Origin of the sequence: Butyricimonas faecalis, assembly GCF_003991565.1 — a bacterium.
Lineage (GTDB): Bacteria > Bacteroidota > Bacteroidia > Bacteroidales > Marinifilaceae > Butyricimonas > Butyricimonas faecalis.
Genome location: NZ_CP032819.1, coordinates 3,652,420 through 3,677,576, shown reverse-complemented (window position 1 = coordinate 3,677,576; position 25,157 = coordinate 3,652,420). Strand labels below are relative to the sequence as shown.

Sequence of the window (25,157 nt, the reverse complement as noted above, 5' to 3'; positions counted from 1 at the left end):
TCCATCCGCCCGGTAGGCGGCACGGTGTGGCGGGTCAGAATAAATTAGTACTCCCTCCATTGAAATGATGCTCATCCCTGTTAACACAAGATGAGCATCTTTCAATGGAGGCATTACATCGAAAACGTAAAGAGATGCCCCTGTTTGACGACCATACCGCTATTCTAATCAAAACGACATAATCCTTTATACGATGAGCAAGAAACAACTACGACGCAGGGCCTACCTGCTGTACCGGTTACGAAAACAGGGTATCCGATGCCTGACACGTTGCCGGACCATCTTCTACCCTTACGGGGAGGATCCTAAATCAGTACCGCAGATCTGCAGCCTGATAAGCGAATTCCATTTCCATGTCCAGTTTGAAATACCCGCCTGACATGAAACCGGGAGACATTGCAACGCTGAAAGTGCCCTACAAGGGCTATCGCCGTATAGAGCTGTTGGAACGGCTCCAATACACCTGGCTGGTACGCATCTGCGAGAGCGGGAAGGAGATCGAGGTCTATGAAGACGAGTTCGAAACGGATTAAAGGCACGGAACAATGAAAGGAGAACAACAGGAAGAACGCATACCGAACTTTATCGGCAATGCCGTCATTATCCTCACAGCCGCCCATCTGGGCTGCGAGGTGGAGATGCTCGCCACCGCACAGGAGGTGTGGCGGACGAAACGCCTGCCCGAGGCGGTACTGCTGGGCATGTACGAAAAGGCCGCATGCGATGCCGTGTCGGCTGTCCGGAAGAGAGGTCTGGCGGAACAGGCTGACCGTCTCGGAGAGATATTTTACAGGACGGGGGAATTTCCCCCGCCGGAAGAAGACAATACATAAAAAGGAGTAACAAATGAAAACAAGGACTTTTCAGGAAATATATGATTTCTGCCGTACGGACGATACCTACCGGAGCTATTTCGAGGCATCGGACGAGTCCCGCATTACCGGAGCAAGGGCAAGAAAGTACTATTACGGCGACATCCGCCGAGGCCAGTGCCGCGTGGGGACATTCATCTACTGCCAGTCGATGCGGCAGCTTGAAAGGTTCCTCGAGGGCGCAAGGCAGGACCACTACATCCATGTTGACCCGCCGGCCTGCCGGGAAGTGAGCCTCAAGGACGATATGTTCCCCGGCCAGACCGCCTATATCGTGGTACATGTCAGGAGGCAGGGTGTGCAGATTGAAATCGAACACCCGTTGCATGGTGGATGGGTGCATTTCACGGCACGCTCCCACCGTCCCTTCACCAGGGAGGGAATCATAGCCGAGGCGAAGTCCTACATTGACAGCCACATCCTGCTGGCACCGGGAAGATACCGGGACTTGCAGCTGGAACATATGGTTTCCAAGGAACAGTTCCCCGCATGGTACAGGCAGTATAAAATGAGGCTGCACGACCGGGCGGAAGCCGAACATCGGGATATGGTGGACAGATACAGGCACAGGAACGACCTTACCTACGGAGAAGCCCGTGACATGCTCGCGGCTTCGGGTATATTCTTCGACCTGAACTGCGACGAGTTCGAGCGGGACGAGATTACGGAACAATTTGTAAGACTTTGTAACAAAACATAATACCCAGGCAAATGAATCTATATAATCAAATCAAATATAACGGGTATCGCATCAACATCTATTATGATGATGACGCCCGAAGCCCGCGTGAAGCGTATGACAATCTCGGTACGCTTTATACGGCACATCGTCGCTACCGCCCGGAGAAGGAGTTTGATGACCACTTCGATATCGACAAGGTTTTTGAAGGGCATATCGGAAATTTCCGGGAATCGTTCCTGAAGGAATATATCGCCCTGCCGGTCTACCTCTACGACCATGGCGGCATTACAATATCCACCTCGCCGTTCAGCTGCCCGTGGGATTCCGGATTTTTCGGAATCATCGCGGTACCGTTGGACAAGGTGCGCCGGGAATACGGGTGGAAGAACATCACCGCGAAACGCAGGAAGCGGATCGAGGGATACCTGCAAGACGAAATCAGTACCCTTGACAACTACTATACCGGGGAAGTTTTCGGGTATCGCATCATGCCGGAAAGTGACGATGACAATGAACTGGACAGTTGTTGGGGATTCTATGGTACGGAATGTATGAAAGAACTGGAAGCCGAATGCAGGCATATTATCGACGGGCAGAACAAAGCGGCAGCATAAAATAGAAAAATACGCATAATAACTGGAAATACAATGAAGACATCATACGGACTTGAATTTGACACGGTAACAGAAATCAATCCTGAATGGAGCGACTATGACAAGACGATAGCAGGATGTCACCTGGCCAATGCCAGGGTGGTCATCGTGGATACGGAATACGGGCAACCGATAGACAATGAGCATGACCTTGAAGAAATCTACCGGATTCTCGAAAAGAAAAAGACAGGCCATACTAAAAATGAACGACATGGAAGAAAAACGAGATAACAAGGAAATCAGGGTACGCCTGCACCATATCGACCGTGGAAACTGCACGGAAGTGTGGGAGGTGCAGACAGAGAAGGGTAAGCCCAGACGCTATCTGGGACGTGACGACGGTTATGGACCGAAGGAGTGGTACACGCTCTGCGATGCTCCCTACGGCTATTGCGAACGCGACTGCCATGTGAGGGAGGACCTCACCCTCATTGTCTGCGACAAAGATTGGAACGGGGTGTTGCGAGACGGAACGGACAGGGAACGCTTTCCTGAAAGTTTCCCTTCACTGGATGAAGCCTGCAACGAGGCATGGAGCAAGGTCGTGAAAGTGCTTCCGCATGTCACGCACAAAGGTTTCGGGCAGTGGATCACCAAACAGTCATTCCTCCCGCTCAGCCAGACCGAAGAATTGAATTGGCGGGATAGCTACTATGAGGAAGAAGCGAGTGAGATACTCTCACGTTTTACATGGATCGGTGAAGAGTATGCCATATTCAAGGTTACCCAGAGGCACACCAAGTGCGACGCCCAATGGTACGAGTATTACGCGGGGAAGACAAACCGGCAGGAACACGAGTGGTATACCCGTTTCTTCGGTTACGAGTACCATGACCGGCATATCAGCGACGTACTCCGGACACTCGGAAGGCGGTGCGACGACATCATCCGTACTGCGGTGGAAACCCGCACGGACCACTATTACGGGCGTACGGTTTCCTGTTTCATGGACGAGTTCATCGGTTACGACCTGTCCCATGAACAGGTCCGTGACGCCAAGGAATGCAGATTGCGCAAGGCACGGGAAGACTACGACGAAGCGAACGCCTACTATTACAAACTGAAAGAGAATGAGGAAAGCATCCGTGGTATCGAATTGATGCTGCACTGCATAAGACAACAAATCCGAAAAATGAAAAGATAATGGCCAGAAAACTACATGTAGCCAGAGTTTGGCAAATCGAATACAAATATCCGGGTATGTATGGCGGGGACGGTCAGGATATCTTTTATGATATCCTGACAATGTTCGAAGTTGATAACTCCGCAGAAGACGCCTATACCGATGACTTCGAAATAGCCCGTTCGGGTCTGCAGCAGCTAAGAAAACATATCTCAGAACAGGATGAAACCTTCCGGCAGAATGCCGAAGAATTTTATTCCTGCCTGGCAAAGGTCGGGATGGACCGGGAAAAGTTTATCGAAGTACTCGATTGTCTAATCAACGGCAGTGACCAAAGCGATGCCTATGTGCATGTCTCATGGTTTTAATGATATGCCATGAAGGCGTTTCGAGCAAACCTGCCGTAACATCAAACCTGTATGAAACCTAAAGATAACGGGCTGGCCAACCTTCATGACCGGAAACGTGAGAAACGCGGTTTCTGCTGCATGCAACTGATCATATTCCTTACAGACAATGGAGTGAAGAGCTGGGATGAATGGCACCGGGCGCATACCGACGCGGCCCGGGGCGAATGCAGATACCGCAAGCGGTGCCCGGTTTATGGACGTAGCAAACATTTAATGAACAATAAATAATATGGTACTTAATATTGTAAAAAACGACCTGCCTGCCTCATGCATTGCAGAATATGTAAGATGCGTATTTGACAATGCCAAAGTAAACATCAAAGATGAAAATGCAGTATCCGTCGACATCGAAGTGACCGGAAAGAACGAGCTGCACTCTTTGGAAGGATTAAAAGAGTTGGAATACTATTTTAAAGATTATGACATAAGAATATGGTGACCGCCATGCAACGGGCGGCAAACCGGAAATTGTTCAACTACAGATAAAAAACAAGCAACATGGAACAGGAAAAACCTACAAAGCCGGAAACAGACAGAACCTTTCCGGAAGACGATGACACACTTTACCGTGAAATGACAGTGCACATGCCCCGCTGCTATTTTCCGACTTCGCTAGGCGAGAACAGTATCCTCAAATTTGCCGGAGAGGAATTCCGCCGCGTCAAGAATATTGTCTGCCGGCGCTACAACTTTAACGAGGACAAATATATCCGGGAGAACGCCGGCGTATCCCCTTTCGACTCTGTTCGAGGCAACTTCGAGCAGGAAGTGTACAGACGTCTCCGTAAGGATTATGCGCACCTCAGTATCATCTCCATCAGAAGATCACTTATGGAGAAAATCCGCGACGCCGTGAAGAAGGAGAACAACATCATCGGCACGTTCTACCGCAACTGCGGCGTACATTACCGGGAGGCGGAATCAGCGGAGTATGAAACCTCCCCGATAGTGGTGGTCCACAATTCCGCTTTTTACGGATACGGCGGTTATGAAAGTGCGACCGTTTATGAACTTTTCATCGACGGGAACGGCAAACTGCTCTGCACGCTCAACGGCGAAGCCGGCGAGGATTTCGATGAGCCCATCGGACAGGTACAGACCGAGGGATTGCTTGAGATTGCCCACTGGCTGGAAGAACACGGGTTCATCTCCGCTGATGTCAATGACGACGAGATTGTCGTATGCGAGGGGTGCGGTTCAGACAATATACAGACCCAGGCATGGGTGGATCCGAATGCCCGTACATTCATCGGTACCACGGGTATAGACCGCTATGATAACTGGTGCGACGAATGCGAGGACCATCAGCCATTCTGTACTTTAAAAGAGTTCAAAGAACGCATGGAGGAATGGTGGAACTCGTTGGACGCAAATCAAATGGAACAGATCACGGGTTGCCGTCAGGACAAGTGTCCGGCCGGAGACAACCATCAGGGGTTTGCCGAAACCTGCAATGAATGGTGGGAAAACAAGGGCTATGACGAGAAACGTAAAATCTGGAAAGAACATAATGACTGCTGATTATGATTTACAATCTTCTTAAACGCATACAGAACCTGTTGGCTTCCAAGCCGTCCGGGACAAAGGAGGAACAGGAAATCCTGAGTCTGGTCAGCCAGGCGCTTCCTGCAATGCTCAATGGGCATGATACGGAAACACTTGCCGCCAATGAGCTGCTGGTACGGATATGCCCCGACACCAAACGGCCGATCCTCGTATGCCATAACGGCAACGGGCAGTGCCTGTGCCTGCACAATGGGACGACGGAAGAGGATGCCGTCGACGTGGACTTATGGTTGCGTTCCAACGGTAGAGAGTGTAACGGCTACAACAAGTTGCAGGAGGCTGTCGTGGACCTTGCCTACAATGCCGGGGCGGACAACCTGTGGGAGGACAGGGACTCCCGTGCCGTCAATGCCGAGATCGTCCAGTGGGCGGAAGAATTCGAGACTGAGCATGCGGGCACTGATTGGGATGCGGAGGACTACTTCCTTGCCATCGACAGGTTTTACAAGGAAAAGACAAAACAAATGAATCCGGTTACAATACCGGCGAACTGAAAAAATGGCAACCGAATGGACAAGGAAATTGCAGAAGAAATCATCCGGGAAAACCGTTATCCGTCCGGATATGACATACAAGTCTATCTGTTTGACAATGAGGATACTGTGCTTTCTCTGGAGGACGGAACGGAGCTCCTTGATGACTTCGACCTCTGGAAAGACCGTTCCGACCTCGAACTTGAAAAAATCATGGACCGGAACTACTGGTCCTCGACTGGTGGATATTAGATTAAAAACAGGAATATAATTATGGTAAGAGAACTTTATCAACGGCTCAGGGAATATTTCAACAACTTACCCGAACCGACAGAAGAGGAAAGACAATTTATCCGGGAGCTGAACGCCGGGTATTTCCCTATCACGTCCGTCCACCGCGATGACCTGGAAGGACAAGGTTTCGATGTGGAAAAGATCAGCGATGACGACATGCAGAATCTGGCGGAAAAGATGGCCGACGATTACTGCGAACAGTTGTTCTGGCCCAGCATGGAAATCATTGCCGGAGAAATCCTGAGTTTCCCGAAAGTAAAAACAAAAGACATTATCTGTCCGAAATGCAATTCGGAAAATATCCGTTATGATATTCACGAAAGTCGGTTCCACTGCGGCGAGTGTTCCCTGGCATGGGATGACAAGTTATATGCACTCGTGGAATTTCCCGAGGAAAGTGCTCCTTTCGAGGAAGAAGGAACCGGTTATCCGGCATGGGGAAGCGGGGACAACGGGGCGCTTTACGTGCCCGAGGAAGACTATATACGCCATACCGGCAAATCTCCCGAACGGGACAAGTGTTACCGTGCCGTGTGTTGGCCGGACTCCCAGAAATACATGGGAACGAAAGGTTGTGAACCCATACAGGATGAAAACGGGATACGGGATTTCGGCACATCGGCATACTGGGTGCCGCTGCTTCTGACGGAAGAAGCGGCAGAGCGACGAATGGACAAGAAAAAGGCACCGGTATGCCCCGAATGTGGGGGCACAGATATTGACATTCTGAGTGACGAGGGCGTGGCCGTATGCAATGACTGCTGCCTTGAATGGCCTTACGCGGAGGATTGAGAATGGAAACGGTAGATGTTTATACGGAACGAGGCGACCTGGTCACCTGTTCCGATTGCGGCAAGGTGATGCTCCTGCCGTATGGAGCGGATAAATGTCCCGCCTGCAAGAAAGAAGGTTGCCTGGTATGGACGGACGAAAGCTTGCGGGAAGCCGACATCGACTCCCTGCTCGAGAGGCACTGTAACCTGCACCAGAAGAGCGAACTGCAACCGGAGGAGTATCTTTCACTTTCCATACTGGTGACCGAGTATATTCCGTATCTGGCCGATAAACCGCAGACAGCGCGTGAAACCCTGTTCCTACTCCTTGAAACCGGCTCTCTTTTCGAGAAATACTGGCGGGATACAAGATGCTTCCAATCCGAAAATATCTACACGCCCGCCATCAAGACACTGCTTGACAAACTGGACGTGAAACTGCGAGAGGGCGACACGATTCCGGTAGAATACCAGGATTGCCGCTCCCTGGAGGACTTCTTCAGGGTCGTTGCCGGCGAGCGTCCGGCAAAGGAAGAGGTATCGTTTTCTTCAGATAAGGAGGGAAACTATTATTTCAACGGACGCAAGGTCAAGGTGGAAAATTCTGACGAGTACGCCTACCGCCTGCTGAAAACCAAAATACAGACGAGCTACCGGCGTCCGGTAGATTTTTACTTCCGCTTCCTTGCCCGTTTCGGACCATACGGAACTTATGGCAACGTGTATTACCCGAGTATCACGGACCTGATATGCAGGCGTTACCTGCCTGAAACCGCAAAATGAATTCCGGAAAGGCGATGGACAACGGTTCACCGCCTTTCTTATTGTATAACTTTTTTAATATCAATCATTATGGCAACAGCATTAGCAACAACGGCCGCCCCCGTGCAGTTCGATTTCCAGAACAACAACGTCGAGGTGATGACGCTCGACACGCTCCGGCGCACACACAAGGAAAATGACATCTATGGCAACCCGCTCAAGGGAATCTACCATTACGAGGTGATAGAGCGCATGGCGGACATCTGCCAGAAACACAACCTGAATTACGAGGTGGAGGAAATCTTCGCCGCCCAGAACAAGAACAAGGCACAGCCCGGCGTGGTCGTCCTGCCCCAGGTGGAACAAAAGTACGGGGCGATGGCCGTCGAGGCGCATATCCTGCGCCGCGTTTATACGACCATCCGCATTAAGGAATGGGAAACGGACGAGCTGACCACGACGCTTGTCATCGCCTTCCATCAGGACGGCATCCAGGCGGCCATCGGCCCGTGCGTCAGGGTGTGCCACAACCAGTGCATCCTCTCCCCCGAACGCAGTGTGTCGAACTACGGGAAAGACAAAGTCACCACCGAAGAGCTTTTCGGTCGTGTAGACGAGTGGCTCTCGAACTTCGAGGTACAGATGAACGAGGACAGGGAACGCATCCGCCGCCTGAAAGCGAAAGTAATTACCCCGGTGGAGATGTACGCCTACATCGGATTGCTGACAGCATTGCGCGTATCGCATGACAGTTCCGACAAGCGTCTTTCGTCCAAGGTGGAGACCTATCCCCTGAACCAGTCCCAGATTTCCATCTTCACCGAGGACCTGCTCAAACTCACCGAAGAGAAGAAGACGCTCACGGCGTGGGATATCTATAACGTGGCAACCGAAATCTACAAGCCCGGACGTACGGACATTCCGGCCATGATTCCCCAGAACGGGGCGCTGGCCGAGCTGATGCTCTCGGAAGGGTTGCCGGAATCTTAAAAGGCTGCCACGTGACAAGAATCAAGGGACAACTGACGACAGCCGACTACCTGCCCATAGCGGAATATAACAGGCTGGTCCGCGGGCTTGAGAAGGACGGCGAGTACCTGTGGGAGACCTACTGCTGGCTGTCGTTCTGCACGGCATGCAGGGCCTCCGACGTGAGGACCCTGCGCTGGAAAGACATCTTAGGAAAAAGCACCATGACCCGCATCGAGCAGAAAACAAAGAAAAACCGCCTGATCAAGTTCAACAGGGACGTGCAGGAGAAGAACCGTTTCCTGTACGAGATGCTCGGACAACCCGCCCCCGAACAGTACATCTTTCTCAGCCCGCGTACCGGGAAACCTTACTCGCTGGAATACATCAACAGGCTGCTCAAGGTATTCAAGGTAAGGTACAGGCTGCCGATCAGGGCATTCTCCACACATACCTTCCGCAAGACTTTCGGGCGCTATGTCTACGAGCTGATGGGACGCTCGGCCGAGGGCCTGATCCTGCTCAACCAGATATTCCGCCATTCCAACCTGGAAACCACCCGGCGCTACATCGGGCTGGCGCAGGAGGACATCGACAAAGTGTTCGATTCCATACGTCTATGAGAATATTTTCAACGATGCCCGGAACCCGAGCGGGAGGTTCCGGGCTATGCTTTATATAACATATCAAAATCAGAACTGTAAATGGACACACCGATATATATCGACACATACTTCCGCGTCGAGTCCGGCTATGACGGCGGTCGCATGCCGGAAGAGAAAGCCGGACGCTTCTTCGACGAGGTAAAGCGCCTTTTCACGGAAACAGGGTTCAGCATCAAGGAAAACAAATACAAAGACGGTTGTCCCGAGGTGTATCTCGGAAAGACATGCCTGTACTGTCATCCCCAATCGTTATCGGGCCCTGTTCTTAAAGAGCACATGGAGCTTATCGAGAAGATTCTGGCACAAGGAACGACCTTCCGGTACCTACGTACTGACACTTACGGCGAGATTCTCGACCTGACGGAGGAGGAAGAACTCGCGTATTACCACAAGACTCATGACATGACTATCGGGGGTGTCTTTCTCGACGCCTTCCGCACCAAGCGCCGGAACCTGTACAAGAGCCGGGAGCAGGTGCTGGAAATACTCGTCGAAAAGCTGCGTGTCAAGACACTCCGTGGGAAGTCCGTTTATTCGAACACCTCCCCGGCATACCGTTATATCAGGGAAATGTACGGGAAAATGGTGTCCGAAGGACGGCTCGTCGAGGGATGCAAGCAAACCGCTTCCGGGAAACTGCCGCTCTGCCGCACGGCAACCGGCAGGGAACTGAAAATGAAAAGACGGGAAGACGACAGGACGGAATGACACGCGGTTCCGTACCGGACATGGCCGGATACCAGTCCGAAGACTTCTGTAAATCATAATTTTCAAGCCGGACTGTCAATCGAAAGAAGGACGACCCGGCTATACTTCAACAACAAGAGATAGCACTATTATGAGCATACAAATCGGAAAACTGTTGCCGGACGGCAGTGTCCGGCACATCAAGGCGCTCCATGAGACGCTTTCAAAAGACCTTGTGAGGAAACTCCGGGTGTTCTATCCCAATGACAGACGGGTAGATGCCCTGCTGTCGCTGGGCGACATACAAAAACTGGGACCGTCACCCTATGGAAAATGGACAGGAACCGGCGATACCGTCCACTGTTTTTCAAAGATCCGTGACGGACGGGAAACACCGCGGCAATCCGCATCACGCATCGCGGACAACGCAGACATTTTCGGCCGCATGGAGGACACGTGCCTCCTGTTCGATAACGGCAGATGGCATGTCATGGACAAGGGAGAATACTGTGAACTGCCGCTCTTCGTCGAAGATACGCCCTCCCATGACAGCATGAAACCGATCACGGTATATGTGAACAACCATGTCCGACTCGAAAAGATAAATACACCGCAGCACTGGCAGGGACTTGAGGAACTCGCCGAACGGGAATCCAGGATACTCTATGTCTACCGGGGGTGCCGCCTTGTGAGAATCGTCCGTTCGTCCAACCTTAAAAAGAAACTGTATGCGGCACAATAACATCGTATCGGCCATAGAATGGCTGCCGGAACACCTGTTCACGGAAGAGATCGTGGAAGCAGCCGTCGAAAGCAAGGAAATAGAGGTGCTGAGCCATATTCCGGGACGTTTCCTCACACCCGGACGTATAGAACGAATCATCGCGGGCAGCACGGAGAGCTGGCACAGCTTCGAGCTGCGCAATATTCCGGAGGCGTACCGTTCGGGAGCAGTCTGTGACTACGCCATGCGCAAAAAAACGAAGAATATCACGGCCGTTCCCGAAGCAATGGTTACCCGAGAAATGGCAGAAGCGGTCATCCGAAACGGACGCGGGGATTTCGACATTCTCGCCTTCATACCTGAACGCCTTTGGGACGCGCAACTGGCATACCTGGCCTTGCGCAGCTATATTTACGACCCGTATTACACGGACAGCAGGACAGACGCCGTCATGAAAACGGGGCTTATCCTCGGATATGTCCCCGTTGAGGTAAAGACTCAAGAGTTCTATTACGGGATGCTCGACGGGATGAAAATATTGAGCACGGTTACCGATGCCGTCGTGCCGTCCCGTTTCAAGACTGCGGCATACTACCGCAAGATGGCGGAACATGACCTCTCGCTTGTTCCCGCCCGGTTCTATTCCTATGAGATTCTCCATGCGGCTGTCTGTTCGACCGAAGGAAAAAACTTCATCACAGACCCCCAGTTTTTCAAGCCGTTGTCGGTATATCTGGACGACATGCTGGCGGACCGGCTGATGGAGAAACACCCTTACATGTTCGGGGAGTTGCCGAAGCGGTTCAAGACACCGGAAAGACTGGTCATTGCCATCGATAACAGCAAACGGGAGACGAACTGCTATATCGACGAGGAAACTGAACAATCCCTGCTCACGGTGGAAGTGTGCAAGGCATTCATCCGAAGAAACGGCAACTGTCCCGAATTTCCTGAAAATGTATGGACGCGGGAATTTGTCGACTACTGCATGGAGCACGGGACGTGTTTCCGCTGGTTCCGCCAGATGCCCAAAAAGTTCCAGACCTACGCGAACACGCAGGCGGCGTATGATTACGGCCATCACCATATCTGTGACTTTGCCAAACGGTTCATCACCCCACAAATGGCGAAGGAGTGCTACCGGGAGCGCAGTTATGCACGTGCCATCCCCGGACATTTCCTCACGGAGTTCTGCCGACAGACCGGACTGCCCGAGAAGTTCTACGGCGGGGAAACCACGATGCTGTCGCTGAAAAACAGCCGTGACGACTATACTTACTGCAAAGTCGGCAATACCTGTCTGGCCTTTTACCTGAAAGAACAATACGAGCCGTCCTCGGCACATCTGATGATGACGCGGTCGGATTCAAAATACTGCACACCGGAGAAGGTGTTCGACGTGCCTGTCGGAACCTTCCACCGCACGTGGCTGGAAAAGATCGTGGCGGAAAACGACCCCCGCTTTGTCAAACCCCGTGTGGACAAAGCGTTGAAAGCCGTACAGGCGGTCTGCTATTACGGTGTCGAGAAGTTGAAGGACCTGAACCGTACGGAAATCTTCCGCAACACCTTCATGGGCGAGACCATCGGTTACTGCGCCCGCCGCAGGGACCTGACCTACCACAGCGACAACTGCGGGACCCTTATCGAGGGCTTGAAGTTCAAGATCCGGGGAATGGCTGTCCCCGTAACCCTGGCGGAAGACATGACTCCTTATACGGCCGACATGCTGCACCGGAAGTTCGGCTTCTGCTATATCGGAATGACGGCATTCGCCACGGACTACGGCCTGGACATGGAGAAGGCATACACCTTTGCACAGATGCGCCAGATCGTAAGGGAGAAAGGGCACAAGCCGTCATTGAGAAACTACAAACGTGAACTGAAACAAATAAACATCATACAATGAAAAAATACCGGATAGCTATCGAAGAGACGCTCCGTAAGGTCGTGGAGATCGAGGCGGAAACGCCCGGTCTGGCCGTCTGCAGGGCGGAAGACGAATACAATGAAGAGAAACACGTGCTGTCAGCCGACAATTTCGCAGGAGCTGACATCGCGCTCTCGACTGATGACATCACGGTCATGGAGACTCTGGAAGACGTGGGTTTCATCGGATACGTGCAACGCCGTTTTGAGGAATGCCGGGAGTCCATATCCGTCGAAGACAAAGTCCGGCTGGCATTCGGAAGTTTCGACAACGCCCTGTATGAGTTCGGCGAATACCGTAAGGAGGCGGCCCGGAACCGCCCGCAGGTCTACCTGCTGTACCGGAGCGATGCCTGGCACAACCGTTCTTCCATGGAGCTCATAGCCCCGTTCTCCTCCCTCGAAAACATGATGGAGTACCTGCGGCGTAAGAAGAAGGAATTCCGCCTGACGGAAAGTGATCTGGAAGAGTTCAAGAACAACCGGCAGACGAAGGGGCGCGGCGAAAACTACCTGTACGAGTCGGATTATCTGGATGTGCTGCCGGAACAGGAACCCGAACTGCCGCCGAAAGATGACGCTTTCTATGACAAGGTTTTCACCTGCGGGCAATCCGAGCTGTCACGCAGGGAGTTGGAATCTCTGCCGGAGCCGTTCGATACCTACCATGTTACGGACGAAGAAATGGAACAGATTGTGTACGAAACGGAAATGGAGACACGGGACCGGCTGCGGCTCGGTAAAAGAAAGCCCATAGATTTTGACAATGACCGCCATAGTGAAATCTGGTGGGAAGAAATGGAAAAAGCAGTGGTAAGGCACGGCGTACCGTACTACGAGGCCGAATAACGAAAATAGAACCTGTTCATCACATGCCATAATGATGACGGGCCGTCGCGGCTACGGCTGCGGCGGTCTTTTTTTTTTCAAAACGAGGTGAGTATTCCACCCCTTATACAAAACGATTACCTACTCTTAAAAAAACGGATTTATGAAACAGACAAGACAGGATTTCTTCACGGCGAACGGGGAAGGAATCAAAATCATGACATTTACGGAGTTCGCCCGGCATATCCTGCGTATGGAATGCGGGGAAAGTCTGGAACTGTATGCCGTTGTGAACCGGCAGACACGGGAATGCTCCCGGCCGCTCTCTGTCAGAAAGGAACAATGGAACGGTACGCCCTTTTACCTGCTCGGCGGGCACGGGCAGGAAGTCCGTACCATCAATTTTGCGGGTCGTCCGAAAGAGGAGTTTGAAACGACCTGCCATGATGCCTTGGACAGCTACGATGCCGTGGAAAGTATCGGGGCGGTCGTGTCAAGACTGCGTGAATTATCTCCTGAAGAACTGCATAAGCGGATTGCGGAAGAGATGAAGACCGGCTGTAAATACCTGTTGGTCTACCGCAGCGAGGAGGAGATGACGGCCGCACTCGACGGCAAGATATACGCCATCAGCGATACGGACGGCAAATTCCTTTGCGACCTGTATCAGCCGGATTATCTCCATCTGGAAAACGGGGGCGATATTGTGGACACCGCATCCATTCCGGACATGCATTTCCATTCCGATTGGGCAATCGCCAACCCCACGGTACGCGACAAGGTGCTCTCCTCCCGGATGGTGATTATATATACCCACGAAACGGCAACGCTATGATAGAGATTGGCAACAGGATAGAAACGCCGGAAGGTGTGTTCTATGAACTGGAATACGGAGGGGAAGGAAACATCTACAAGAACGAGGATGCCTTTCTCAACCGCCCCGATGAAGTGTGCTATATACCCGAATACGCGGCAGAAGACCGTGAGGACTGGCGTGTGCCGGAGAGCAGTGACGGCTGTTTCACGCATAACTCACTGCTCGCCCTGTGCAAGGGTAATGAAGAGGTGTGCCAGGATCTGTTTTACAGCCTTGAATGGACGTACCCGACCACCTTGCTGGAAGAATGGGACTCGAACGGCTATTTCGATGAGATCGAGGGCTGGTATGACAGTAACGATTAAATGGAACGGCATATCATGGACAGGAAATACAAAATCACATACTCGGGAAAAATCACGGGCAAGACCCCGAACTACATATTGAGCCTGCGGGCGCATCTGAAAGGCATTTTCCCTGAAATGGAACGGTATGGTAAGGAAGAATTCGACCACGTGCTTCATTGCATCAGCTCGTTCATTGATGATTTTACCTTCAAGGTACGCAATTCCCGATACCGGGGAGACATCCTGAAAAGGACTATCAGTAACGACTGCCTGAAAGTGTTCAACCTGGGTGACGAGAAAGTGATACTGACCGTCTCCTTCACCCCGCTGGAAACATGAAACCAACAATATGACAGATATGGATAAAATACAGAAAGACAATGCGGAGCCGGGCAAAGCCCCGGACAAAATGAGCGCCGACAAGCTGCATCTGTTCGCCACCCAGTACGCCTTTATCGACGGACGGCTGCACGAGGCCGAGCAAGCCATGCTGAAATTCATGCTGGAGTTCCTGGCACAATATGGCCGCGTATCACTCGGCCTTACAGAAGAGGAGGAACTCGATGACAACAACTTCCCCGTCACGACAACCTTGTACGGGAAGCACGACACGCCCCGTATCAAGCTTACCGATGTCTACCTGACGGATGACGGGGAATATCTCCTTGCTGACGGAATAGATGCGGAGACCGGGGAAAAACGGGACGGATTCTATATCTACAGCGAACAATACGCCGATATCTTCCAGTTCGTCGGCCACGCTTCGGAGATGAACTGACGAATGAGGAACAACCATAAAACGAAATATCAATGGACTGTATCAAAGATTTACAAGACGCCATCCGCAACATTCTCGTGAACAACGGTCTTACGGAACTCTGTCTGGGAGAGCCTGACGAACTGGACGATCCCACCTATATCATCTGGTATGACAGGCACTGTGAGCCTCACGAAGACCCGGTATTGAAGGTTTGCCTTGAAGATGAGGGCATTGCCGTTGAGGTCGAAGCCCGCAGTTTCGGGAACACGATAACCGTCTACGATTATGACATAGACCGTATTGAATGGTGGAAAGGCATTCATGCCAATATTCTGGAAGTGCTGGAGCGTGACGGCAAGCGCCGGTGTCCGGCCTGTGGCAGGACGGTCAAGGAAAAGCAGCTGTATTGCAGTGCCGGATGCCGTGATTTCATGACTCCCGGACCGACCGTGGAGCAGGTCGCGGAAAAAGCCAACCGGAATATCCGCAAACTGGCAAGCCTTGCCGCCGGAAAGGACAAGGCGTACCGGAAGCGGCTGATAGAGAAATATACCGTCGGCCTGTCATAGGCCGGCTTTGTGACACTAAAAAATGTATGATATTATGGCAACAAGAACCATCTACCTGACCGTACGGCTCGATATCGACAACCCGAAGGCCGATGAGATAACGGACGAAGAGGTTGACGAAATTATCAGCGAAGTGGACTATGAATTCAAAAATTACGGGGACTATGAAATCGACACGGAAATCTGCGGGAAAAATGACGAAGGTGGTCTTTAGACGCTATCCCGACGGACAGGTCATCGCCCTGTTCCCGGACATACCGTGGAGCGGACGGCGGGGTGAAATAACCTCCTACATGCATGTCGGCCAGCATGGCGCAGCCGACTATGCGGGCGTGATCGCCATGACACGGCCAGCCCATGAAAAGGAGTACCGCAACCCGCTTTCCGAACTGAGAGCCATCGGTTACGATGACCTACACATCATGCGGCGTGCAAGACCGAAATTCATAAACAGCTAAAAACAAATCTTATGTCTCATAAACCGAATGCCGTTCCTGTCTTGCAGGAGGGAACGGTCTATACAATTATACTTGACAACGGACGAAAGGTCCACGACGTAATCTATCATGCCTGTGTCGTCTCCGGCAAGTCGTATTTCGCCAAAGGCGATAAGACCTATCCCGCCGAAAAGGTGCGGAACCATTCAATCACCGGACATGCCGCATCGGACGGCTCTAGAAGGAACGGCACACCCAATCCCGACCGCTTCGCCATCACGGATGAAGTGTGCGAGGTCGTTGATGTAGTTACCACGCCGGAAACCAATCCGGAAATGTTCCGGTGTCGTGTCAAATGCCTGATGTATTCAGGCCTGTCACAAGCCGAGGCTGAGAAAGTCATCGCTTCAACGCCACTAAAGCTGGAACTCTTCTACGACGTAGGCCGTGGCAGTTTCGCTATTGACGCCGAGGCAGTTGGCAACACACCGCTGTATAATCCTTACACGGGAAAGGAAATCCCGGATGAAACCTAAGCCGAACTACATCGAATATGAGAGAACTATATATCAAGAATCTCTGCATCGAGATTACCCGACGTTGCAACATGCGCTGTACCCATTGCATGCGGGGAGATGCCGAATCCGTGGATATCCCTTTGAAACATATAAGCAACCTGCTGCGGCATGTCAGGCATATTCACCATTTCAACATCACGGGCGGCGAGCCGTCGCTTAACGTCCGGGCCATCCGCCATATCCTCGAACGGGTACGCGCCTACGGTATTACTGTCAATGACTTTTATATCGTAACCAACGGCTCTGCCACATCCCGTTCGGAGGAATTCATAGAAGCCTGCGCCGCACTGTACGAGTACCAGGAGGAAAAGGAACAGGACTCCGGCCACATGCTCGAAATGAGCGACGACCGCTTCCATGATCCGGCAGAGCATGCCGCCACGCTCGCGGCACTTTCCCCGTATCCCTTTTTCGGAGTCCGGGGACAGGCCGAGCGTATCTTCCTTTTCCGGGAAGGCCGCAGCACGGAGGGGTTTCCGAACCCTGTTCATGGGATTTATCTTACGGAGGAGAACTACGTTTACGGCGACCTCTGTCTCAATGCTGAAGGCATGGTTCTCTCCAACGGGGACCTGAGTTATGCCCGCCAACGGGAACATGCCCTGTGTCCCTGCGGGAAACTGATGCAATATCTCCGGATGACCTTGAAAAAGCGTCAAAAAGAAAGATTGTACGAATAAATACACAAATCAAAAAACTTATGTCAATCGTATGCAGTATCTGCGGCGGCACTGGAGTGAAATGTACCGCCGTCATCGACCCGAACACCAGACAGTTCCTCGAATTTACCCGCAACGCCTTGTCGGACGGCCGGTGCAGCCAGTGCGGCAACGTTGCCCTGACCGACCCTGACGAAGTAAAAGCCGGGCTGGACAAGCTTTGGACGGAATATACGGCGCGGCATCGTGCCGCCCCCAACTACACCTGCTGCGACATTGTCCGGCATGGTGATTACGACGGGTGTGAAAAGGCGTATATCCGCATCGGAGGCCCGTCAGACGTGGTCGAGAAGTATCCGGTCGTGGCCGTGTGCCGCGACCTCGAAGAGCTCAAATCACTTGCGCTCCCTGACCCGACGCGAGAATTTACCCTCATGGGAATTCAAGGGTTCGAGTTCCACGACGTGTTGGAAAACAAGACCTACGAGATCGGGGTGGACGACCTGAAAATTCCCGTCACGACGAAAGAGGTGCTGGACTTTTACCCGGCGGAACATCGGCTGAAAGAAACGGACATCGAACAATATGCCGCGGCTTACACGGCCCGTATCAAGGCGTACAGGGAGTATACCCGTCAGCTCGACGCCACACTCGTGCGGCGGCTTCTCGACGAAGAGCGGCTGATGAAAGTCGGCGAGAGCGACGGTTTCCGCTTGAAACTCCATTTCGACTGGTTTGTCATTTTAAAGCGGGAGAACGAAAGGATGTACGCGCCTTTCAAATACGCTGTAAATGCTTATTGTCTGGATAATATCCAAACTTTCGACCGTCGTTATGTCACGCTCGAAGATGCCTTGCTCCACTGCCTGAACGGTTTCAACGAGAACGCGAACATTCCTAACCGTTACAAGTCCATCGGGCATTACCTGTCGGGGAAATCCTGACGACGGGCAGTGTATCGACGGGTTACCGGAGGCCACGGGTGCTTTCCCCTTGACCGGAATACCGTCGGAACAAGTAACAATGTAACCAAAGAATAAAAAATATGATGAATGATTATAAAATCAAGAACATTCTCGAATCCCTGAAAGAGGAGGTCGAGAACGGGAAGGTATCCCTGCGGGAAGCTGCTGTCGAACTTCATAAAGCCGGCTGGACGAATTTCATCGACATCGACGCCACGAGGAACCTACTGAAGACCCGGAATGTAACGGGGAACGGAAATGTCCCGGGAGTTTCCGACATGATGGGAAAATACCGCGAGATGAAAGCGGCGCACCCGGATGCCCTGTACATTTTCCGAAACGGGGAATCTTGTGAATTGTATGAGGATGATGCCATCGCCGCTTCCGGCATTTTGGGCATTGCCACCGCCGAACGCGTCGACGGGCAAGGGAAAGGCGTCAAGGAACTGCGGTTTTCTTTTCGTGACCTGGACGTGTATCTCCCCAAACTGATACGCGCCGGAAACCGGGTGGCTGTCTGCGAACCGAATCAAACCGGTTCGGGCAAACGAGTTTGATAACCATTAAATAACAAATATTCAAAACCCAAAGACACATGATAAAGATAACAACGATTTTCGGCGAGGACGCCGTACGGGAATATGAAGAGAACAATGAACTGCCTTCTGAAGAATGGCTGGCGGATAACGGGGGCGTCGTGGACGAGAAAGAGTTCGAGACTGAGGCGGAGTACAATGCCTACATCGCCGGGGTAAACGATGCCGACGGATGGAGTGATTATCATATCATACGCCACCGGTCGGAAGAGGCGGACACCTCGAGAGAGGAAAATCTCTGGCTACGTCTCGGAATTAGCGTCCGGGGCAGCCGGGAGGACATCGAAAGGATTCTAAACGGGGACACCGAAACCCTTCGGAAACTGCTCGATGCCGGACGTTATGGGATTGGCGGAGAGACCTATGTCCCTGGTTCGACCGTCGAGGGGTACAACGAGGACCACGACACGGAGTTCGAGGAGGAAGACGTGGAGTTCCATTTATAATAAAACCACACCATCTGCAATAATGATAACAGTAAAAGTTCTACTCGGTAAGGATACTGTAAGCATATACAGGAAAACCGGGGATATCTCGTCGGTGGAGAGCACGGCCGAATCCGGGGGATATGTGATAACCAGACATTTCGAGACCGAAGCTGAATACAAAGCCTACGCAATGGCTGTGGAAGACCTGGACGGACATGAAGACTGGCAGATGCTGGCTCCTGCCGTTACGCCGGAAGCTCCGTTCCGCAAAGGGGAATTTGTCCGGCTGACAGACGATGCAATTAAGCGGATACGTGAAAGTTTCGGGGACGGACCGGCTGACTACAGAAAGGAAATGATTTTGGAGGTGATTGCCTGGTGCCGCTATGAAGGCACATGGATCATTGAAGTCCGAGATATCCGTGAAGACGATACTCAGGAGTTCGATGCCGTTTTTCTGCGCCCCTTGACGGCACGGGATCTCGTGGCTATTTCCGCACCCCGACACCCGCTATCCACTGCGATATATCCTATTCACATCCGATAACTTAAATGATGCATGATGGAAAATATATTCATACTGCCCGGAAACGAACAGGAACTGTTTAACCGGTATTTAGATAACAACGAATACGGCCCTCTGAAAGAACGGCTGGAACTGGTCAGGAAAGCCTTGAGCAACAAGCTTTCCCCGGATGAACGCAATAAGCACGGGCTGAACGTGGGTGTGCATGAACTGTCCATGGAACGTAAGGAACTGGAAAGAAAGATATTCCAAATGGCACTCAAATCCTTTGCAGAACGGGTTTGTGACGAGCAACGCGCTCTTTGCGAACAGGGGTTCTGGCAGGCACCGTGCGGCAAAGAGGCGGAATATATCTCCTCCGCTCCGGTTCCGGACCTTGTAACGGACGTGAAGCAGTACAAGACCATTTGCCGCTGGTGGGAGAAGCTGTCCGATACCAGGAGGCTGAAGGTAGCGGCGATGTTTGCAAACGAACTGGGACCGATATACGGGCACGACACCGAAACGCTGGAACGGATTTATAGCCGCTGGTTTCTACTCTCCTTAGATGGCAAACAACGCATCTACCATTCATGGACCACAAACGAAAAACAGACTTCACTATGCCATACAAAAGCTCGGGAATAATCATCAGCGGGACACAATATGACCGCAGGCAGAAGCTCACTCCTTTTCAGAAGGCTGAAATTTTCCACCGTTACATGACAGAAGCTGTCAGCCAGCGCCAGCTTGCCCGGGAATACGGTGTCAGCCGCAGGCTGATAACCTTCATTGTGAACCCAGAAAGCGAAGAGCGGAACAAGGAACTGCTGAGAGAGAACAAGGCAAAAGGCTTGTATAAATATGACCGGAAGAAACATACCGAAAATATACGCAACCACCGTCGTTACAAACAGAGATTATTTCAAGAAGGTAAAATCATACTAAAAGATGGATAGACAATGAGAATACAGGAGAAACAAAAAGCGTTGGAACAGGAAGTTATAGCCAACCTGTGTGCGATACCGAAAATGCCGGAAAATATGTTGCCCCATACGGTATATGTCGAGGAGGAAGGGGAAGACGGGTATGGGCACGGGATACCGGTATACACCATGTACCGGTTGGAGGAGATACGCACGGACGGAAGCTGCACGCTTTACAACGCGGAAAGCCGGGAGCGTTTCACCTGCCGCCACCTGCATGAGATTAACATGGACTGGCTGGTGACAGTCTGGGAACGTTATCTGGAACTCTGTGTCGAGCAGGATATCTGGAAAGGGAATGCCGTTGCATTCCTGAAAGACCGTACCGGCAAACCGGAAGAGGAAATCATTTCATTCGTGGAAACCTCGTGGGACAAATGCCAGGCTTATACAGACAACCTCAAGGCGTTTCTTGGGGAAGATAAAGACCGGGAAATATGGATATTCTCTTTCCCGCTGGACGAATTTGAACGTGACGTTCCGGCCGGGAAAATCATCGTTGATTACGAAAATAACCCCGCAACGCGGGTTGAGAAGATGATACCGCTGGAATTTACGGCCAACATCAATGATGAATGTTTTGATGACCGGAACAATTGGGTAAGAGCCATTGAACTTCCCAAGCAGGAATAATAAACTATTTGAATCAATAAATATGATTACAAAAGAAAACATTGGCAACGAGACCTTTGAGTCTATGACCATCAATGACACGCCTGCATTGTTTACGGATATGCGGATTGACCGGAATGCCGTTCCGGAGGGACTGTACGCATACGATATCCGGGAGTCGGATGACGGGGACCGTCTGGCGACCATCGAACCGACGGTGATGGTAAATCATGGCGGAACCATCCTGACCAGGAAAGAGTTTATCACGGAAAAGGACGGCTATGTACAGATTGACGAATACGGTTTCGAGGACTCCATGACACTGGAAGAGTGGCTTGAGGAAAACAATTAAATGTATAAAGGATATGGATATTAAGGAACTGACAGAAAGGTATCGGGATCGTTTCGATGCCCATTACCTGCAAGACGATAACGGAACCGGCAGAAAAGGTCGGAAACGGAAAAAGGAAGTTGAGACCCCGAATTTTCTCAAGGATGTCATCCGGCCGATCCTGGACACTTTGCCGGACTTGTTGCCGGAGTACGGGTTCACCAAAACTACGGATGATTACGCCATGTACGGCGAGTATTACCGTATCAAGGCGGGTATCGTCCTCGTGGGAGGTTTTTCCATCGATGAGGATTTTAACCTGTACTTCACGCCATTGTTCCATGGCAAAGCCTGCGGTAAGAGTCAAAAAATCGACAGCATCGGACAACTCGTTGAAATCATCCGCGAACAATTTGAAAGAAGGGAGGTGAAGATGAAAGGATAGTTTCATGCAATAGACATGGGTCGTTCCGTAATTTATTGTATATTTGTCAGATGAAGAAAGTCTGTATATGTATTTCGGACGAAAGCCCGGCAGTTGAACGGATTACAGGCACTTTCATGTTTGGCTGACATCAAACCTAATATATCTATTTGATATGAAAAAGGAAGAGATTATTCGCCGCTGTTACGGCGGCATGAAGGAAAGGCATGGCGTGGAAACCATCATCCTTTTCCATGTCGGAGATTCATTCGAGGCGTATTTTGATGATGCCGAAACGATTACCCGGATCACGGAAGTGCCCCGGTTCAAGATGACGGCGGCGGGTATACCTGCCATCAGGATTTCCGACGCCGCCTTGGAAGAATGTAGAAACCGGTTGCTGGATGCAGGATGCAAGGTATGCGTGTCCGAGGTCCGGGGGGTATCCGGCCGCCACATTCTCAAAATCAATGAAACAAATACGGAAACGGGCCGATGAATTGGTATTGATAGCGGCAGCAATAGGTCCTTGGACACTGTTGGTGGTAGCGGTATTAATCATCGGAACGCTGAAATGCTGTCTGACCACGGACTCGGACAGCATTGACGAAAGTATCAACAAATCACCGGGGATAGTCGCGCATGTCATGGTACTGGACAGTACGGATAATGGTTTTCGGGTGGTTTATGCGACGGCTGAGCCGGTAACGGATGAAAGGTTTGCCGAGATATGCGACAGGCCGGGTATTCTGGAGGGGTTCGAGAACCTGAAACGGAAAGCTCCCGAACACTTTGGCGGCAACCTGCTGGAAACCGACATCTGTGACTTCGCGTTGTACGCCTACCGGTTTCCTATCGATAAGGACGTACGGATACACAATATCTTTGTCGCCGGTAAAGAGAAAATGGACTTCTATGTCCGGAACAACCCGGACCTGCCCGGGTGCGCTACATGGATGCACCACGGTACGGAACAAGGGAACCAATATCTGAATGCTGACGATATAAATCACTGTATACCCAACGGAAGGCGGATTTACCGTTATTGGAAATGCCGTTATCTACTGCAAACTTCTGATACTGACGAGCGTTTCAGTCATTTTACAGAGGAGGAAAGGCTGTACTGAATGCAGCCTTTTCTCTATATATATTACACATAACCATCTGAAAATTAATAACTAAAACGTTTTGTTGGCGTGAAAAATTGGCATATATTTGTATGGAAAAGTGACCCATTGAAAACAGATTGTCAATTGAAAGCAATAGATTGAATATGAAAGAACAGTAATATGACATCGGAAAAATCGCAACTGAAGTTTGCGAGATCGGAAGAGACGGGCGAACTGATAGGGTTCGTTTCGCGCCATTCCAAGACACGTAAATTGATGGGAGTCCGTGAAGACTCAAGATTCGGCAAGCAGATTTGTGTCCTTTCGGAAGACCTGAAAGGAACTCTCGAGCCAAACATACTATACTCGGTAGAGTTGAAACCCATGCACAAAGCCAACGGGTATGTAGTCGTTGCCGCTACCCCCGTGTTATTTCAGGCGCATGTGGAAACAGTGATCGTCCCGAAGACATTGTATCAAGTAACTGTGACGTTCGGCAACAAAAAGATTTTCTTCGACCCGAAAGACGGCAAGAGCGTAATGAGCCGCACAATAGACGGTGTGCTGGAAATCCTCAAGGGACGCAAGGATATCAAGTACAAGGAAGGTGTCATCACCGACTATCTGAATCAGGCGCGTGCTCTGGTACGACGTATGGAATCCGACGGGTTCATCTATACGGGAGACAGACATCAGGGAGGAATTCAATGAAAGAAAAACCGGTCGTGGGTATTGCGACCGACGGTGCCCATTCTGCAAAAGAGAGGTTGACACGCTTCCGGGCTGTCGACCTCTCTTCAGGAAAAGAACTCTTTTCCAAAGCTATCGGTAACTGGACGAACAATATCGGGGAGTTTCTCGGCATTGTCGAGGCGGTCAGATATGTCATGGAACATCCGGAAAGTCCGCGAACAATCTACTCGGACAGCATTACAGCCATCACGTGGTATTGTAACAAACAGACAGCCTCTTCACGCAGATGCCCGGCATTGCAGAAAGCGGAGATATTCCTCAAAGTGATGGAGGCAAGAATCAAGGACATCGAAGTGCTGCACTGGGACAACCGCCTGTGGGGTGAGATTCCTGCCGACTTCGGAAACAAATAACAACATCAATATGGCAAAATTAAAATCACAGTCACAGAAATATGTTGAGCTGAAGGAGGAAGACTACCTGCTGCTCATCGAGAATACCATCAAGATGGAAGCCCTGAAGATTGCCGGTATCGAAAAGATGCCCATATACAAGGCTATGGAACATATCCTTGAACACGAGCACATCGACCTGCTCGTCAAACCCGTTTCAAGGAGATATTCTTGATTTTTTTAGGTGGACAATAATACACCCCACAAGCAAAATCAATGCTTATCAGTACCAAATGATAGTATATAATAACAATTAATGTAAATCAATGCAAATCAGATGATTAAGAAAGTGGCGCATGTACGGAATTATCTATACCATACATGCGCCACTTTGCTCTATACACTTTTTGATTTCCTTGATTGATAAAAGAAGGTTCTTTTCCAGTGTTTTACAATCCGACTTTTTTATATACTTTTGTCTTCAGTATCAGTTGGTTATTGAAACCCTCTATGTATGCTTATAAGTAGAGATTAGCTTT

General features: G+C 51.0%; 44 protein-coding genes. All 44 read left to right on the top strand.

Features of this window, described 5'->3' with window-relative positions; all coding sequences use genetic code 11:
* The first annotated feature begins 353 nt into the window (after window positions 1-353).
* The 44 genes from D8S85_RS15835 to D8S85_RS15625 all read left to right on the top strand — a co-directional run bounded on the left by D8S85_RS15835 (window position 354) and on the right by D8S85_RS15625 (window position 24,853).
* Window positions 354-533 carry a hypothetical protein gene (locus tag D8S85_RS15835; RefSeq protein WP_004322731.1) on the top strand — a complete coding sequence of 60 codons (180 nt, stop codon included), beginning with the start codon at window positions 354-356 and terminating at the stop codon, window positions 531-533.
* Window positions 534-545: 12 nt separating this feature from the next.
* Window positions 546-833: a hypothetical protein gene (locus D8S85_RS15830; RefSeq protein WP_004322729.1), complete on the top strand. Its 288-nt coding sequence runs from the start codon at window positions 546-548 to the stop codon at window positions 831-833.
* A gap of 41 nt (window positions 834-874) precedes the next feature.
* Window positions 875-1,105 (top strand): hypothetical protein, encoded by a 231-nt coding sequence (locus D8S85_RS21980; RefSeq protein WP_224241439.1) that lies wholly within the window; start codon window positions 875-877, stop codon window positions 1,103-1,105.
* The gene (locus D8S85_RS21975; RefSeq protein WP_229035237.1) at window positions 1,102-1,572 is read left to right on the top strand and encodes a hypothetical protein; all 471 of its coding nucleotides are present in this window, start codon (window positions 1,102-1,104) and stop codon (window positions 1,570-1,572) included. The genes D8S85_RS21980 and D8S85_RS21975 overlap by 4 nt, the downstream gene beginning before the upstream one ends.
* A gap of 11 nt (window positions 1,573-1,583) precedes the next feature.
* A complete protein-coding gene (locus D8S85_RS15820; protein ID WP_008143037.1) occupies window positions 1,584-2,168 on the top strand; it encodes a hypothetical protein in 585 nt (194 codons plus the stop codon).
* Window positions 2,169-2,201: 33 nt separating this feature from the next.
* Window positions 2,202-2,438, top strand: coding sequence for a hypothetical protein (locus D8S85_RS15815; protein ID WP_004322721.1), 237 nt, complete (start codon window positions 2,202-2,204; stop codon window positions 2,436-2,438).
* Window positions 2,419-3,351, top strand: coding sequence for a hypothetical protein (locus D8S85_RS15810; protein ID WP_127075374.1), 933 nt, complete (start codon window positions 2,419-2,421; stop codon window positions 3,349-3,351). Before D8S85_RS15815 ends, D8S85_RS15810 begins: the two co-directional genes overlap by 20 nt.
* Complete coding sequence (locus D8S85_RS15805) at window positions 3,351-3,698, top strand: hypothetical protein (RefSeq protein ID WP_008143041.1); 348 nt, start codon at window positions 3,351-3,353, stop codon at window positions 3,696-3,698. Before D8S85_RS15810 ends, D8S85_RS15805 begins: the two co-directional genes overlap by 1 nt.
* Before the next feature lie 51 nt (window positions 3,699-3,749).
* Window positions 3,750-3,968: a hypothetical protein gene (locus tag D8S85_RS15800; RefSeq protein WP_127075372.1), complete on the top strand. Its 219-nt coding sequence runs from the start codon at window positions 3,750-3,752 to the stop codon at window positions 3,966-3,968.
* Between the two features lies 1 nt (window position 3,969).
* Window positions 3,970-4,179 carry a hypothetical protein gene (locus tag D8S85_RS15795; RefSeq protein WP_004293652.1) on the top strand — a complete coding sequence of 70 codons (210 nt, stop codon included), beginning with the start codon at window positions 3,970-3,972 and terminating at the stop codon, window positions 4,177-4,179.
* A 59-nt stretch (window positions 4,180-4,238) separates the two neighbouring features.
* Window positions 4,239-5,261 carry a hypothetical protein gene (locus D8S85_RS15790; RefSeq protein WP_004293653.1) on the top strand — a complete coding sequence of 341 codons (1,023 nt, stop codon included), beginning with the start codon at window positions 4,239-4,241 and terminating at the stop codon, window positions 5,259-5,261.
* A gap of 2 nt (window positions 5,262-5,263) precedes the next feature.
* Window positions 5,264-5,800: a hypothetical protein gene (locus tag D8S85_RS15785; protein WP_127075370.1), complete on the top strand. Its 537-nt coding sequence runs from the start codon at window positions 5,264-5,266 to the stop codon at window positions 5,798-5,800.
* 15 nt (window positions 5,801-5,815) lie between these two features.
* Entirely contained in the window at window positions 5,816-6,031 is a 216-nt protein-coding gene (locus D8S85_RS15780) for a hypothetical protein (RefSeq protein ID WP_127075368.1), read from the top strand.
* Window positions 6,032-6,052: 21 nt separating this feature from the next.
* Window positions 6,053-6,865, top strand: coding sequence for a hypothetical protein (locus D8S85_RS15775; RefSeq protein WP_008860793.1), 813 nt, complete (start codon window positions 6,053-6,055; stop codon window positions 6,863-6,865).
* Window positions 6,844-7,629 carry a hypothetical protein gene (locus D8S85_RS15770; RefSeq protein WP_004293657.1) on the top strand — a complete coding sequence of 262 codons (786 nt, stop codon included), beginning with the start codon at window positions 6,844-6,846 and terminating at the stop codon, window positions 7,627-7,629. Before D8S85_RS15775 ends, D8S85_RS15770 begins: the two co-directional genes overlap by 22 nt.
* A 69-nt stretch (window positions 7,630-7,698) precedes the next feature.
* Complete coding sequence (locus tag D8S85_RS15765; RefSeq protein WP_004293658.1) at window positions 7,699-8,598, top strand: DUF932 domain-containing protein; 900 nt, start codon at window positions 7,699-7,701, stop codon at window positions 8,596-8,598.
* Between the two features lie 11 nt (window positions 8,599-8,609).
* Window positions 8,610-9,200, top strand: a complete 591-nt coding sequence (locus D8S85_RS15760; RefSeq protein ID WP_004293659.1) for a tyrosine-type recombinase/integrase — start codon at window positions 8,610-8,612, stop codon at window positions 9,198-9,200.
* A gap of 81 nt (window positions 9,201-9,281) precedes the next feature.
* Window positions 9,282-9,950 (top strand): hypothetical protein, encoded by a 669-nt coding sequence (locus D8S85_RS15755; RefSeq protein WP_004293660.1) that lies wholly within the window; start codon window positions 9,282-9,284, stop codon window positions 9,948-9,950.
* Window positions 9,951-10,080: 130 nt separating this feature from the next.
* Entirely contained in the window at window positions 10,081-10,671 is a 591-nt protein-coding gene (locus D8S85_RS15750; protein ID WP_018665671.1) for a hypothetical protein, read from the top strand.
* Window positions 10,658-12,562 (top strand): hypothetical protein, encoded by a 1,905-nt coding sequence (locus D8S85_RS15745; protein WP_018665672.1) that lies wholly within the window; start codon window positions 10,658-10,660, stop codon window positions 12,560-12,562. The genes D8S85_RS15750 and D8S85_RS15745 overlap by 14 nt, the downstream gene beginning before the upstream one ends.
* Window positions 12,559-13,431 carry a DpnD/PcfM family protein gene (locus D8S85_RS15740; RefSeq protein ID WP_119993140.1) on the top strand — a complete coding sequence of 291 codons (873 nt, stop codon included), beginning with the start codon at window positions 12,559-12,561 and terminating at the stop codon, window positions 13,429-13,431. Before D8S85_RS15745 ends, D8S85_RS15740 begins: the two co-directional genes overlap by 4 nt.
* A 142-nt stretch (window positions 13,432-13,573) precedes the next feature.
* Window positions 13,574-14,245 carry a hypothetical protein gene (locus tag D8S85_RS15735; RefSeq protein ID WP_018665674.1) on the top strand — a complete coding sequence of 224 codons (672 nt, stop codon included), beginning with the start codon at window positions 13,574-13,576 and terminating at the stop codon, window positions 14,243-14,245.
* Window positions 14,242-14,592, top strand: coding sequence for a hypothetical protein (locus D8S85_RS15730; protein WP_018665675.1), 351 nt, complete (start codon window positions 14,242-14,244; stop codon window positions 14,590-14,592). The genes D8S85_RS15735 and D8S85_RS15730 overlap by 4 nt, the downstream gene beginning before the upstream one ends.
* A gap of 15 nt (window positions 14,593-14,607) precedes the next feature.
* Complete coding sequence (locus D8S85_RS15725) at window positions 14,608-14,913, top strand: hypothetical protein (protein ID WP_004303937.1); 306 nt, start codon at window positions 14,608-14,610, stop codon at window positions 14,911-14,913.
* A 19-nt stretch (window positions 14,914-14,932) separates the two neighbouring features.
* On the top strand, window positions 14,933-15,352 hold the full coding sequence (locus D8S85_RS15720; RefSeq protein ID WP_004303935.1) for a hypothetical protein: 420 nt from the start codon (window positions 14,933-14,935) through the stop codon (window positions 15,350-15,352).
* Between the two features lie 32 nt (window positions 15,353-15,384).
* Entirely contained in the window at window positions 15,385-15,903 is a 519-nt protein-coding gene (locus D8S85_RS15715) for a hypothetical protein (RefSeq protein WP_018665676.1), read from the top strand.
* A 34-nt stretch (window positions 15,904-15,937) separates the two neighbouring features.
* Window positions 15,938-16,117 (top strand): hypothetical protein, encoded by a 180-nt coding sequence (locus tag D8S85_RS15710; protein WP_004293669.1) that lies wholly within the window; start codon window positions 15,938-15,940, stop codon window positions 16,115-16,117.
* Window positions 16,098-16,361, top strand: coding sequence for a hypothetical protein (locus D8S85_RS15705; RefSeq protein WP_004293670.1), 264 nt, complete (start codon window positions 16,098-16,100; stop codon window positions 16,359-16,361). The genes D8S85_RS15710 and D8S85_RS15705 overlap by 20 nt, the downstream gene beginning before the upstream one ends.
* Before the next feature lie 11 nt (window positions 16,362-16,372).
* Complete coding sequence (locus D8S85_RS15700; RefSeq protein ID WP_127075366.1) at window positions 16,373-16,876, top strand: hypothetical protein; 504 nt, start codon at window positions 16,373-16,375, stop codon at window positions 16,874-16,876.
* Between the two features lie 17 nt (window positions 16,877-16,893).
* Window positions 16,894-17,598 carry a radical SAM protein gene (locus D8S85_RS15695; protein ID WP_008672671.1) on the top strand — a complete coding sequence of 235 codons (705 nt, stop codon included), beginning with the start codon at window positions 16,894-16,896 and terminating at the stop codon, window positions 17,596-17,598.
* Window positions 17,599-17,618: 20 nt separating this feature from the next.
* Window positions 17,619-18,521 (top strand): hypothetical protein, encoded by a 903-nt coding sequence (locus tag D8S85_RS15690; RefSeq protein ID WP_022048016.1) that lies wholly within the window; start codon window positions 17,619-17,621, stop codon window positions 18,519-18,521.
* Window positions 18,522-18,622: 101 nt separating this feature from the next.
* Window positions 18,623-19,099 carry a MutS N-terminal domain-containing protein gene (locus D8S85_RS15685; protein WP_008143055.1) on the top strand — a complete coding sequence of 159 codons (477 nt, stop codon included), beginning with the start codon at window positions 18,623-18,625 and terminating at the stop codon, window positions 19,097-19,099.
* Between the two features lie 38 nt (window positions 19,100-19,137).
* The gene (locus tag D8S85_RS15680; protein ID WP_004293675.1) at window positions 19,138-19,584 is read left to right on the top strand and encodes a hypothetical protein; all 447 of its coding nucleotides are present in this window, start codon (window positions 19,138-19,140) and stop codon (window positions 19,582-19,584) included.
* A gap of 22 nt (window positions 19,585-19,606) precedes the next feature.
* On the top strand, window positions 19,607-20,113 hold the full coding sequence (locus D8S85_RS15675; protein ID WP_008143058.1) for a hypothetical protein: 507 nt from the start codon (window positions 19,607-19,609) through the stop codon (window positions 20,111-20,113).
* 12 nt (window positions 20,114-20,125) lie between these two features.
* Window positions 20,126-20,719, top strand: coding sequence for a hypothetical protein (locus D8S85_RS15670; RefSeq protein ID WP_008143060.1), 594 nt, complete (start codon window positions 20,126-20,128; stop codon window positions 20,717-20,719).
* Window positions 20,695-21,030, top strand: a complete 336-nt coding sequence (locus D8S85_RS15665) for a helix-turn-helix domain-containing protein (protein WP_004293678.1) — start codon at window positions 20,695-20,697, stop codon at window positions 21,028-21,030. Before D8S85_RS15670 ends, D8S85_RS15665 begins: the two co-directional genes overlap by 25 nt.
* A gap of 3 nt (window positions 21,031-21,033) precedes the next feature.
* Window positions 21,034-21,690: a hypothetical protein gene (locus tag D8S85_RS15660; protein ID WP_008143063.1), complete on the top strand. Its 657-nt coding sequence runs from the start codon at window positions 21,034-21,036 to the stop codon at window positions 21,688-21,690.
* Window positions 21,691-21,712: 22 nt separating this feature from the next.
* Window positions 21,713-22,021: an LPD28 domain-containing protein gene (locus D8S85_RS15655; protein ID WP_008143065.1), complete on the top strand. Its 309-nt coding sequence runs from the start codon at window positions 21,713-21,715 to the stop codon at window positions 22,019-22,021.
* Window positions 22,022-22,034: 13 nt separating this feature from the next.
* The gene (locus tag D8S85_RS15650) at window positions 22,035-22,445 is read left to right on the top strand and encodes a hypothetical protein (RefSeq protein WP_008143066.1); all 411 of its coding nucleotides are present in this window, start codon (window positions 22,035-22,037) and stop codon (window positions 22,443-22,445) included.
* A 154-nt stretch (window positions 22,446-22,599) separates the two neighbouring features.
* Window positions 22,600-22,923, top strand: a complete 324-nt coding sequence (locus D8S85_RS15645) for a MutS N-terminal domain-containing protein (RefSeq protein WP_004293682.1) — start codon at window positions 22,600-22,602, stop codon at window positions 22,921-22,923.
* Entirely contained in the window at window positions 22,895-23,551 is a 657-nt protein-coding gene (locus D8S85_RS15640; RefSeq protein WP_008143069.1) for a hypothetical protein, read from the top strand. The genes D8S85_RS15645 and D8S85_RS15640 overlap by 29 nt, the downstream gene beginning before the upstream one ends.
* 162 nt (window positions 23,552-23,713) lie before the next feature.
* Window positions 23,714-24,244: a hypothetical protein gene (locus D8S85_RS15635; protein WP_004293684.1), complete on the top strand. Its 531-nt coding sequence runs from the start codon at window positions 23,714-23,716 to the stop codon at window positions 24,242-24,244.
* Window positions 24,241-24,639: a ribonuclease H family protein gene (locus D8S85_RS15630; protein ID WP_008143073.1), complete on the top strand. Its 399-nt coding sequence runs from the start codon at window positions 24,241-24,243 to the stop codon at window positions 24,637-24,639. The genes D8S85_RS15635 and D8S85_RS15630 overlap by 4 nt, the downstream gene beginning before the upstream one ends.
* 10 nt (window positions 24,640-24,649) lie before the next feature.
* Window positions 24,650-24,853 (top strand): hypothetical protein, encoded by a 204-nt coding sequence (locus D8S85_RS15625; protein ID WP_004303920.1) that lies wholly within the window; start codon window positions 24,650-24,652, stop codon window positions 24,851-24,853.
* Window positions 24,854-25,157 lie beyond the last annotated feature (304 nt).

What these genes read in the sequence shown, in the direction of transcription:
- D8S85_RS15835 (WP_004322731.1), top strand. Translation starts at nt 354, where the DNA reads ATGTCCAGTTTGAAATACCCGCCTGACATGAAACCGGGAGACATTGCA.
- D8S85_RS15830 (WP_004322729.1), top strand. Translation starts at nt 546, where the DNA reads ATGAAAGGAGAACAACAGGAAGAACGCATACCGAACTTTATCGGCAAT.
- D8S85_RS21980 (WP_224241439.1), top strand. Translation starts at nt 875, where the DNA reads ATGATTTCTGCCGTACGGACGATACCTACCGGAGCTATTTCGAGGCAT.
- D8S85_RS15820 (WP_008143037.1), top strand. Translation starts at nt 1,584, where the DNA reads ATGAATCTATATAATCAAATCAAATATAACGGGTATCGCATCAACATC.
- D8S85_RS15815 (WP_004322721.1), top strand. Translation starts at nt 2,202, where the DNA reads ATGAAGACATCATACGGACTTGAATTTGACACGGTAACAGAAATCAAT.
- D8S85_RS15810 (WP_127075374.1), top strand. Translation starts at nt 2,419, where the DNA reads ATGGAAGAAAAACGAGATAACAAGGAAATCAGGGTACGCCTGCACCAT.
- D8S85_RS15805 (WP_008143041.1), top strand. Translation starts at nt 3,351, where the DNA reads ATGGCCAGAAAACTACATGTAGCCAGAGTTTGGCAAATCGAATACAAA.
- D8S85_RS15800 (WP_127075372.1), top strand. Translation starts at nt 3,750, where the DNA reads ATGAAACCTAAAGATAACGGGCTGGCCAACCTTCATGACCGGAAACGT.
- D8S85_RS15795 (WP_004293652.1), top strand. Translation starts at nt 3,970, where the DNA reads ATGGTACTTAATATTGTAAAAAACGACCTGCCTGCCTCATGCATTGCA.
- D8S85_RS15790 (WP_004293653.1), top strand. Translation starts at nt 4,239, where the DNA reads ATGGAACAGGAAAAACCTACAAAGCCGGAAACAGACAGAACCTTTCCG.
- D8S85_RS15785 (WP_127075370.1), top strand. Translation starts at nt 5,264, where the DNA reads ATGATTTACAATCTTCTTAAACGCATACAGAACCTGTTGGCTTCCAAG.
- D8S85_RS15780 (WP_127075368.1), top strand. Translation starts at nt 5,816, where the DNA reads ATGGACAAGGAAATTGCAGAAGAAATCATCCGGGAAAACCGTTATCCG.
- D8S85_RS15775 (WP_008860793.1), top strand. Translation starts at nt 6,053, where the DNA reads ATGGTAAGAGAACTTTATCAACGGCTCAGGGAATATTTCAACAACTTA.
- D8S85_RS15770 (WP_004293657.1), top strand. Translation starts at nt 6,844, where the DNA reads ATGGCCTTACGCGGAGGATTGAGAATGGAAACGGTAGATGTTTATACG.
- D8S85_RS15765 (WP_004293658.1), top strand. Translation starts at nt 7,699, where the DNA reads ATGGCAACAGCATTAGCAACAACGGCCGCCCCCGTGCAGTTCGATTTC.
- D8S85_RS15755 (WP_004293660.1), top strand. Translation starts at nt 9,282, where the DNA reads ATGGACACACCGATATATATCGACACATACTTCCGCGTCGAGTCCGGC.
- D8S85_RS15750 (WP_018665671.1), top strand. Translation starts at nt 10,081, where the DNA reads ATGAGCATACAAATCGGAAAACTGTTGCCGGACGGCAGTGTCCGGCAC.
- D8S85_RS15745 (WP_018665672.1), top strand. Translation starts at nt 10,658, where the DNA reads ATGCGGCACAATAACATCGTATCGGCCATAGAATGGCTGCCGGAACAC.
- D8S85_RS15740 (WP_119993140.1), top strand. Translation starts at nt 12,559, where the DNA reads ATGAAAAAATACCGGATAGCTATCGAAGAGACGCTCCGTAAGGTCGTG.
- D8S85_RS15735 (WP_018665674.1), top strand. Translation starts at nt 13,574, where the DNA reads ATGAAACAGACAAGACAGGATTTCTTCACGGCGAACGGGGAAGGAATC.
- D8S85_RS15730 (WP_018665675.1), top strand. Translation starts at nt 14,242, where the DNA reads ATGATAGAGATTGGCAACAGGATAGAAACGCCGGAAGGTGTGTTCTAT.
- D8S85_RS15725 (WP_004303937.1), top strand. Translation starts at nt 14,608, where the DNA reads ATGGACAGGAAATACAAAATCACATACTCGGGAAAAATCACGGGCAAG.
- D8S85_RS15720 (WP_004303935.1), top strand. Translation starts at nt 14,933, where the DNA reads ATGGATAAAATACAGAAAGACAATGCGGAGCCGGGCAAAGCCCCGGAC.
- D8S85_RS15715 (WP_018665676.1), top strand. Translation starts at nt 15,385, where the DNA reads ATGGACTGTATCAAAGATTTACAAGACGCCATCCGCAACATTCTCGTG.
- D8S85_RS15710 (WP_004293669.1), top strand. Translation starts at nt 15,938, where the DNA reads ATGGCAACAAGAACCATCTACCTGACCGTACGGCTCGATATCGACAAC.
- D8S85_RS15705 (WP_004293670.1), top strand. Translation starts at nt 16,098, where the DNA reads ATGACGAAGGTGGTCTTTAGACGCTATCCCGACGGACAGGTCATCGCC.
- D8S85_RS15700 (WP_127075366.1), top strand. Translation starts at nt 16,373, where the DNA reads ATGTCTCATAAACCGAATGCCGTTCCTGTCTTGCAGGAGGGAACGGTC.
- D8S85_RS15695 (WP_008672671.1), top strand. Translation starts at nt 16,894, where the DNA reads ATGAGAGAACTATATATCAAGAATCTCTGCATCGAGATTACCCGACGT.
- D8S85_RS15690 (WP_022048016.1), top strand. Translation starts at nt 17,619, where the DNA reads ATGTCAATCGTATGCAGTATCTGCGGCGGCACTGGAGTGAAATGTACC.
- D8S85_RS15685 (WP_008143055.1), top strand. Translation starts at nt 18,623, where the DNA reads ATGATGAATGATTATAAAATCAAGAACATTCTCGAATCCCTGAAAGAG.
- D8S85_RS15680 (WP_004293675.1), top strand. Translation starts at nt 19,138, where the DNA reads ATGATAAAGATAACAACGATTTTCGGCGAGGACGCCGTACGGGAATAT.
- D8S85_RS15675 (WP_008143058.1), top strand. Translation starts at nt 19,607, where the DNA reads ATGATAACAGTAAAAGTTCTACTCGGTAAGGATACTGTAAGCATATAC.
- D8S85_RS15670 (WP_008143060.1), top strand. Translation starts at nt 20,126, where the DNA reads ATGATGGAAAATATATTCATACTGCCCGGAAACGAACAGGAACTGTTT.
- D8S85_RS15665 (WP_004293678.1), top strand. Translation starts at nt 20,695, where the DNA reads ATGCCATACAAAAGCTCGGGAATAATCATCAGCGGGACACAATATGAC.
- D8S85_RS15660 (WP_008143063.1), top strand. Translation starts at nt 21,034, where the DNA reads ATGAGAATACAGGAGAAACAAAAAGCGTTGGAACAGGAAGTTATAGCC.
- D8S85_RS15655 (WP_008143065.1), top strand. Translation starts at nt 21,713, where the DNA reads ATGATTACAAAAGAAAACATTGGCAACGAGACCTTTGAGTCTATGACC.
- D8S85_RS15650 (WP_008143066.1), top strand. Translation starts at nt 22,035, where the DNA reads ATGGATATTAAGGAACTGACAGAAAGGTATCGGGATCGTTTCGATGCC.
- D8S85_RS15645 (WP_004293682.1), top strand. Translation starts at nt 22,600, where the DNA reads ATGAAAAAGGAAGAGATTATTCGCCGCTGTTACGGCGGCATGAAGGAA.
- D8S85_RS15640 (WP_008143069.1), top strand. Translation starts at nt 22,895, where the DNA reads ATGAAACAAATACGGAAACGGGCCGATGAATTGGTATTGATAGCGGCA.
- D8S85_RS15635 (WP_004293684.1), top strand. Translation starts at nt 23,714, where the DNA reads ATGACATCGGAAAAATCGCAACTGAAGTTTGCGAGATCGGAAGAGACG.
- D8S85_RS15630 (WP_008143073.1), top strand. Translation starts at nt 24,241, where the DNA reads ATGAAAGAAAAACCGGTCGTGGGTATTGCGACCGACGGTGCCCATTCT.
- D8S85_RS15625 (WP_004303920.1), top strand. Translation starts at nt 24,650, where the DNA reads ATGGCAAAATTAAAATCACAGTCACAGAAATATGTTGAGCTGAAGGAG.